The organism is Microbacterium sp. (assembly GCF_040394595.1).
Lineage (GTDB): Bacteria > Actinomycetota > Actinomycetes > Actinomycetales > Microbacteriaceae > Microbacterium.
This window is the reverse complement of record NZ_JBEBSA010000033.1, coordinates 1-7,023: the sequence shown is the minus strand read 5'-3', so window position 1 is coordinate 7,023 and position 7,023 is coordinate 1. Positions and strand designations below refer to the sequence as shown.

The 7,023-nt window shown below is 71.0% G+C and carries 7 protein-coding genes; 2 read left to right on the top strand and 5 right to left on the bottom strand.

Annotation, left to right across the window (positions count from 1 at the left end; translation table 11 throughout):
- The first annotated feature begins 380 nt into the window (after positions 1 to 380).
- Positions 381 to 1,682 carry a CoA transferase gene (locus ABWO84_RS15815; RefSeq protein WP_353116295.1) on the top strand — a complete coding sequence of 434 codons (1,302 nt, stop codon included), beginning with the start codon at positions 381 to 383 and terminating at the stop codon, positions 1,680 to 1,682.
- 4 nt (positions 1,683 to 1,686) lie between these two features.
- Here the strand turns inward: ABWO84_RS15815 and ABWO84_RS15810 are convergent, their stop codons facing one another.
- Genes ABWO84_RS15810 through ABWO84_RS15790 form a run of 5 tightly spaced genes read right to left on the bottom strand, consistent with a single transcriptional unit; the run spans position 1,687 to position 6,256 of the window.
- Positions 1,687 to 2,469, bottom strand: a complete 783-nt coding sequence (locus tag ABWO84_RS15810; protein ID WP_353116293.1) for a DUF4184 family protein — start codon at positions 2,467 to 2,469, stop codon at positions 1,687 to 1,689.
- A 13-nt stretch (positions 2,470 to 2,482) separates the two neighbouring features.
- Entirely contained in the window at positions 2,483 to 3,310 is an 828-nt protein-coding gene (locus ABWO84_RS15805) for a DUF4184 family protein (RefSeq protein ID WP_353116291.1), read from the bottom strand.
- Between the two features lie 4 nt (positions 3,311 to 3,314).
- Positions 3,315 to 4,616, bottom strand: a complete 1,302-nt coding sequence (gene tyrS, locus ABWO84_RS15800; protein WP_353116289.1) for a tyrosine--tRNA ligase — start codon at positions 4,614 to 4,616, stop codon at positions 3,315 to 3,317.
- Positions 4,617 to 4,655: 39 nt separating this feature from the next.
- Positions 4,656 to 5,615 (bottom strand): hypothetical protein, encoded by a 960-nt coding sequence (locus ABWO84_RS15795; RefSeq protein WP_353116287.1) that lies wholly within the window; start codon positions 5,613 to 5,615, stop codon positions 4,656 to 4,658.
- Positions 5,612 to 6,256 carry a SatD family protein gene (locus ABWO84_RS15790; protein ID WP_353116285.1) on the bottom strand — a complete coding sequence of 215 codons (645 nt, stop codon included), beginning with the start codon at positions 6,254 to 6,256 and terminating at the stop codon, positions 5,612 to 5,614. The genes ABWO84_RS15795 and ABWO84_RS15790 overlap by 4 nt, the downstream gene beginning before the upstream one ends.
- A 50-nt stretch (positions 6,257 to 6,306) precedes the next feature.
- Between ABWO84_RS15790 and ABWO84_RS15785 the strand changes: the two genes are divergently transcribed.
- Positions 6,307 to 6,897 carry a DUF1349 domain-containing protein gene (locus ABWO84_RS15785; RefSeq protein ID WP_353116283.1) on the top strand — a complete coding sequence of 197 codons (591 nt, stop codon included), beginning with the start codon at positions 6,307 to 6,309 and terminating at the stop codon, positions 6,895 to 6,897.
- Positions 6,898 to 7,023 lie beyond the last annotated feature (126 nt).

Below are 7,023 nucleotides of genomic sequence, written 5' to 3'. Positions count from 1 at the left end.
TAAAATTGGCATTTGACAAGTGCACGCTGTTGAGTTCTCAAGGATCGGACGCACCCGCACACTCACCATCACGGCGAGACGCGCAGGGCAACTTCACAACCATACCCGGCCGATCCGACGCTGTCAAAACAGCTTCCGGAGCCGGGACCCTCCATCTTAGACCCACGAACCCGTGGATGGAAGAGGAAGAGGGATGTTCACTGCTTGAGGGGAGCCAGGCCCGGAGGCCTTCCGCTCAACCCTTTGGGGCGAACAGGTAAAACATTACGCGGAACCCGCCCCCTCGGCAAATCCGCCCCAGATCCCGGGCGTGTCGAGCACCTCCCCCAGCTCCGGCGTAGGCTCCTGGAAGACCTCTCCCCCTCCGACCCGGCGGTGCCATGTCCCCTCTGAATCCGCGCATCCGTGCCGATCTGGCGCTGCCGGACATCCCGGACGCCGGCACCTCGGTGCCCCTTCGATCGCACCTCGGACTCCCCTCGCTCGCCGCCGATGCGGTCTCCGCGTTCGGACAGGCGATCGCCCTGCTCCTCGGCACAGCCGTTCGGCGTCCGCACCCCCTCCGCGTCGCCGCTGCCTACCGCAGCGACCGGCACCTGCGGATCGACGGCCAGCCGCCCGACGTCTGGTCGCCGCTGTCCGGGTTCTGGCGCTCCGCCGACGGCTGGGTCCGCACGCATGCCAACTACCCGCACCACGCCACCGCGCTGCGCACCGCACTCGGGCTCTCCGCCGAGGTCGCGGGGCCGGAGCTGGCCGAAGCGCTGAGACGCCTCCCCGGCGGCGAGGCGGCTCGGCTGATCACGGCAGAGGGCGGCCTCTGCGTCACGGTCGCTCCGGAGGACGGGTCGTTCGACGCGCGGCTGCGCGCTCTCCCGCTCGTCGACATCCGCCGCCGCGCCGACGCACCCCGTCATCCGCTCCCCGCTCTTTCGGAAGAGACCCCGCTGCGCGGTGTCCGCGTGCTCGACCTCACGCGCGTCATCGCCGGTCCCGTCGCCACCCGTACCCTCGCCCTCGCCGGGGCGGACGTACTGCGCATCGACCGCCCCGACGTGCCGGAGTTCGAGTGGCAGCACCTCGACACCGGGCACGGCAAGCGCACCGCGCTGCTCGACGTGCGCCGTTCCGCCGGTGCACTCGAGGCCCTCCTCGCCGATGCGGACGTGGTCGTGCTCGGATACCGGCCTGATGCGCTGGCGGGGCTCGGGCTCTCCCCCGCCCGGCTCGCACTCCGGCATCCGCATCTCGTGATCGCGACGCTGCAGGCCTGGACGGAGCCCGACCGCCGCGGGTTCGACAGCCTCGTCCAGGCCTCCTCCGGGATCGCCTGGGCCGAGTCCGCCGAACCCGGGGTTCCCGGAGCGCTACCCGCCCAGGGACTCGACCACTCCGCCGGGTATCTCCTCGCCGCCGGCATCGTGCGAGCACTCCAGCGACGAGCGGACACCGGGGAATGCTGGAGCGTGTCCACCTCGCTGCGACGCGTCGCCGCCGAGCTCCTCGGCCTTCCCCGCAACCTCCGAAGCGCCGGGTCGGCGCCGGAGACGGCCGAGACCCAGGACTTCCTCGTCGGGGCGCGCACGGTCACGACCGTGATCCCCGCAGTGCGCTGGCCCGGCGCACCCGAACGGTTCGCCGCCCCGCGTCCCTGGGGCGCCGACGCGCCGGCCTGGTGGTGACCCCTCAGTCGGCCGAGCGCGCCCAGAACGGCAGGAGCAGGCAGAGCAGCAGAGTCGCGGCGCCCCAGAACGCGGTCGCCGGCACCAGCACGCGATAGATCAGGTGCGGCAACGTGAAGTCCGCGCCGAACGGCCCGAGCAGTGCGATGCCGAGCAGCCCCGCCACGAAGAGCGTCGCCGGAAGCGACAGCCACCAGACGATTCGCACCCACCCCGGCGTCCGTCGCACCGCGGTCGCCGCCGGTCGCCTCCGCAGCCACCGCAGCGCGAAGACCCCGATCACGAGCAGGCCGCCGACGCCCGACGCGTACTGCAGCCACTTGTATCCGGGCAGCGGCCCCCAGCGCTCGTCGAGCACCGGGAGCAGATCGACGCCCCAGCGCCCCTCATGGGTGAACCCGTCCCAGGCGATGTGGGAGAGCACACCGAGCATGAGGGAGAGCACCACGAGGAGCGTGCCGAACCGCTCCCCGGGCGCGAACGTCTCCCGCAGCGCGACCATCCCGCGACGTCTCCACTCCGCGGGCAGCCGGCCGGCCACGGAGGCCGGAGCCAGCTCGACCGCGGCGGGTCGCAGCACCAGCCGCCAGAGCAGCAGCAGAGCCGCGGCGATCAGCGTCGTCCAGGCGATGTTGACCGTCGAGTGCGTGAAGGCGTAGTCCGGACCGAACCGTCGGACGAACAGCGGCAGGTCCGGCGTCATGGCGCCGATCGCGATCGCTCCGGGGACCAGGGGCGTGCGGACGAACGGCAGCGCGACGACCGCGTGGCTCGGAGTGAACGGCATGTCGCCGAAGGTATCAACCGATCGACGTCGGGTCTGTCAGCCCGCGCTCAGCCGCGGCGGTAACGACGAACGCGCGCCTCCGCCGGCGGATCGCCCAAAACACCGCCGACCCCGCGGTCCAGATGCCGCAGGCCGGCGGGAGCGTCCGGTACGCGAGCGACGACTGCGCGTACGCCGAGGTCGGCGGGCCGAAGATCAGCACCCCGATCAGCCAGGCGATGACGAGCAAGGCCGGTAGCGTGAGCCACGAGATCAGCCGTCCACGGCCGGAGAGGGTGCGCGGATCGTCGCCGACCGGGGTGCGGCGGACCCACACGATCAGAGCGATCGCGAGCACGAGCAGCCCTCCGAAGCTCGACAGGTACTGCATCCAGGAGTAGCCGGTGAGAGGACCCCACATCTCCTTGAGCCCCGGGAGGAACTCCACTCCACGGCGTCCGGTGTGCGTGAAGCTGTCCCAGAGCAGATGACTGAGCACGCCGAGCAGCAGCGCGAGCACCACGATCGACGGCCCGAAACGTGACGAGGGCAGGAACGCCTCCCGCAGAGCCGGAGCGCCGACGCCCTGCCACCGCACCGGCAGCCGGCGGGAGATCGCCCCGGGCAGCAGCTCCACCGAGGCCGGGCGCAGGAGCATTCGCCAGAGCGCATACAGCACCGCGGCGATCACCGTGGTCCAGACGACGTTGGCGGTGGAGTGCGTGAACTCCGACCCCTCGGTCAGGCCGGGGATGAAGAGCGGCAGATCCGGCGTCATCGCGCCGATCGCCACCGCCGCGGGAACCAGCGGAGTGCGCAGGAACGGCAGGGCGACGATCGCATGGGCCGGTGTCAGCGGCATGGCGTCAGCCGATGAACAGCCCGGCGAGGGTCTTCTTGCCGCGGCGCAGGACAGAGACGCCGCCGGGCAGCGAGCCCTGCACGGTCACGCTCTCGTCTTCGACACGGACGCCGTCGAGAGACACCCCGCCCTGCGAGATCGCGCGGCGGGCCTCCGACACGCTCGAGACCAGTCCGGTCGACACCAGCGCCTCCGCCACCGGGGTGCCGGCACCGATCGTGGCATGCGGAAGCTCCTCCAGGGCCGTCCGGAGCGTCGCCGCGTCGAGCGACGAAAGGTCGCCCTGTCCGAAGAGCGCCTCCGAGGCGGCGATCACTGCTTCCGTCGCCTCCCGACCGTGCACGGTGGCGCACACCTCGAAAGCGAGGCGCTTCTGCGCGGCGCGACGGAAGGGTTCCGCCTCGACCAGTGCAGCGTACTCGTCGATCTCGGCCCGGGTGAGGAAGGTGAACACCTTGAGGCGCTCGATCACGTCGGCGTCCGCGGTGCTCAACCAGAACTGGTACATCCGGTAGGGGCTGCACATCTCGGCGTCGAGCCAGATCGCATTGCCCTCGCTCTTGCCGAACTTGGTGCCGTCGCTGTTGGTGATCAACGGCGTGCCGATCGCATGGACCGACGCACCTTCGACGCGGTGGATCAGATCGGTGCCGCTGGTGAGGTTTCCCCATTGGTCGCTGCCGCCGGTCTGCAGCACGCAGTCGTACTGCCGGAAGAGCTCGAGGAAGTCCATCCCCTGCAGGATCTGGTAACTGAACTCGGTGTAGCTGATGCCGGCGTCGGAGTTGAGCCGGGCGGCGACCGCGTCCTTCTTCAGCATCGTGCCCACACGGTAGTGCTTCCCGATCTCGCGGAGGAAGTCGATCGCGGACATCGGCGCGGTCCAGTCGAGGTTGTTGACCATGCGCGCGGCGTTCTCGCCCTCGAAGCTGAGGAACCGCTCGACCTGCGTGCGCAGTCGGCCGACCCACTCTTCCACGGTCTCCCGGGTGTTCAGCGTGCGCTCCGCGGTGGGGCGCGGGTCTCCGATGAGACCCGTCGAGCCGCCGACGAGGCCGAGCGGCTTGTGCCCGGCGAGCTGGATGCGCCGCAGAGTGAGGAGCTGGACGAGGTTCCCCAGGTGGAGGCTCGGCGCCGTCGGATCGAACCCGCAGTAATACGTGATCGGGTCCCCGGCGAGCAGGGCGCGCAGCGCCTCCTGGTCGGTGGACACGTGGACGAGGCCGCGCCACACGAGCTCGTCCCACACGTTCTCGAACGTGGGGTCGAGCGCCACCGGCGCGGTCGTCAGAGCGGGTTCAGACACGCGTTCCAGGCTATCAGCGCGGTGACGTCGCCTCCGACGTCAGACGTGCGCCGCCCACCAGACGAGCATCGCGCCGCCGAGGGCCATCACCCAGCTGACCAGGCTGCCCACCAGGAAGTACTCGGCCCGCGAACCGGTGACGCCGTCCTTCGAGATCTCCGGGAATCGGACGATCCCCTTGGCGGCGAGCATCGCCGCCAGCAGCGGGTACGCCGTGGTGAGCGTCAGAAGGAAGACCAGAAGACGTTCGAGAGGACCGATCAGGCGGCCGCCCTTGAATCCGCCGGGCACCGCGGCCGTCTCCGTCCCCGCCGGCGGGGACGGATTCTCGCCACCGGCGCCGTCGAGCCCGCCGCGGCCGGGCAGCGGGGGCCGGGCGGGCGTGGGGAAGGGCGGCGGCGCGGTGGCGGAGGGAGGTGCCGCCGGAGGCGCGGGGACACCGGAGGGCGCGGAGAGCATCGGAGGCGCGGGCGCCAGGGCGGGTGCCGTCGGCGGGAGGGGCGCGGAGGCGGGTGCCGCTGGGGGCTCGTCGGGGAGGGGCCGGTCGATGTCGGCGGGACGCCAGGCCCGCTCCCCCGCGAGCGCGGTGCGCACCACGAGGTTGCCCGACTCGAGCAGGAAGACGATGACGCCGAGCACGAGCACCGCGAGGTCGAAGGAGATGGGGCCGAACGGCGACCGCACGTCCCACACCCCGCCGATGATGCCGGTCTCGGTCCGGCTACCGAGCAGCACCACGGAGAGGGCGCAGAGCACGGCCAGCGCGACCGCGGGCCAGAAGCCGGCCCGGGAACGACCCCGATCCGGCATCGCCCAGGGCCAGGCGACGGCGACGACGACCGCGATGAACATCGGCACGATCGCGCCGCTGAGACCCCCGATCACGAGCACCGCCACGACGACGGCGAGGTGCCCGATCCATTCGCGCTTCCGCGGGACGAACTGACGCACCAGGTCGACGCCTCCGACCGCGAGCAGAGCGAGACCGGCGAGGATCATGACTCCTCCCCCGCCAGCTGCGACATCCCGTCGAGGAGCGAGGCGGCGGCGGCGGTGCGCAGCGCCTTGGACACGGCGGCCTGCGTGATGCCCTCCTGATCGGCGAGTGCGCGCTGCGACATCCCGTCCAGGCGTCCGCAGACGAGACGGCGCTCGCGCTCGCTCATCCGCGCGACGAGCTCGTCGCGCGCGAGGAGGTATGCGTTGGATGCCGCGATCGTGGTGTCCATGACCTCATCCTGCCCCGGGGCTCCGACAATCCAGGTGCGCATATGCGGCACGGCGCGCTGCTGCCGCTGATGCACTCGCTCGATGGCCGCGCGCGCGGCATACCATCCCGGTCCGTCGGAGAGCTCCCGATGTGTGGAGGCGATCGGACGTATCCCGCCGATGCCGATGCCGAAGCGCAGCCCGATCCCCTCCGGGAGCGCCAGCTGCACCCGCAGGAGCGCGTTCAGGCACACGCCGAGATCCCGGTAGACGCCCTGCAGCTCGTCGCCTACTGTGGGCGACAGCGGCTGCTCCGCTCCGGGGTGCCGCTCTTCGAGCTCCGCGATCGTCTCATCCAGCGCCTGCTGCGCCGACGCCCGGTCGCTGAGCCGGCGGGATCCGATGATGTCCGCGATCACTGCGATGACCATCGCATAACTATAACACGACTATTTCAGAAATATAACCTCAGGAGTTCTTTTTGAGCGGAACAACCCCGGAACCCGTCGACTGGTCAGAGGGCGCCTGGACCGCGGAGCCCGCCGAAATCCGCCTCGACGGGAGCCTGTTCGTCACCGCCGCGGAGGGAAGCGACGCCTGGCGGCGCACCGCGTACGGCTTCGTGCACGACGACGCGCACGGACTCTGCGCTCCCCTGGCGGTCGGCGAGGCCATGGAGGTCTCCTTCCGCGCCCCCTGGAACGGCCAGTTCGACCAGGCCGGAGTCCTCGTGCGCGTGGACGCCGAGCACTGGGTGAAGGCCGGCGTGGAGTACGCCGATCGGCACCTCGGCCTCGGCGCCGTGGTCACCGACCGCAGTTCCGACTGGTCGATCGGGTTCGTGGACGACTGGATCGACGCCGAGATCACGGTGCGAGTGAGCCGTTGGCCGGATGCGCTCATCGTCCGCGCCCGTGCCGACGACGGGGACTGGCGCCTCGTCCGGGTCGCCCCCTTCGAAGAGTCTGCCGTCGCCGAGGCCGGCCCCTTCCTCGCCGCCCCGACGCGCGCGGGCCTCACCGTCGAGTTCACCCGCTGGCTTCGGACCGCGGCCGACGCCTCCCTGCACTGACCCCGCCCGCAGCGTACCCCGTCGCGCACGCCGTCTATTCGTCACAAAGTCCCGCAATTCGGAGCAGATTACGGGACTTTGTGACGAATAGACGGACCGGACGGGACGCCCCGCGGATGCAGAACC

Coding starts and splice junctions, on each gene's coding strand:
- ABWO84_RS15790 (WP_353116285.1), bottom strand. CDS start 6,256: ATGGTCATCGCAGTGATCGCGGACATCATCGGATCCCGCCGGCTCAGC.
- ABWO84_RS15805 (WP_353116291.1), bottom strand. CDS start 3,310: ATGCCGCTGACACCGGCCCATGCGATCGTCGCCCTGCCGTTCCTGCGC.
- ABWO84_RS15810 (WP_353116293.1), bottom strand. CDS start 2,469: ATGCCGTTCACTCCGAGCCACGCGGTCGTCGCGCTGCCGTTCGTCCGC.
- ABWO84_RS15815 (WP_353116295.1), top strand. CDS start 381: ATGTCCCCTCTGAATCCGCGCATCCGTGCCGATCTGGCGCTGCCGGAC.
- ABWO84_RS15795 (WP_353116287.1), bottom strand. CDS start 5,615: ATGATCCTCGCCGGTCTCGCTCTGCTCGCGGTCGGAGGCGTCGACCTG.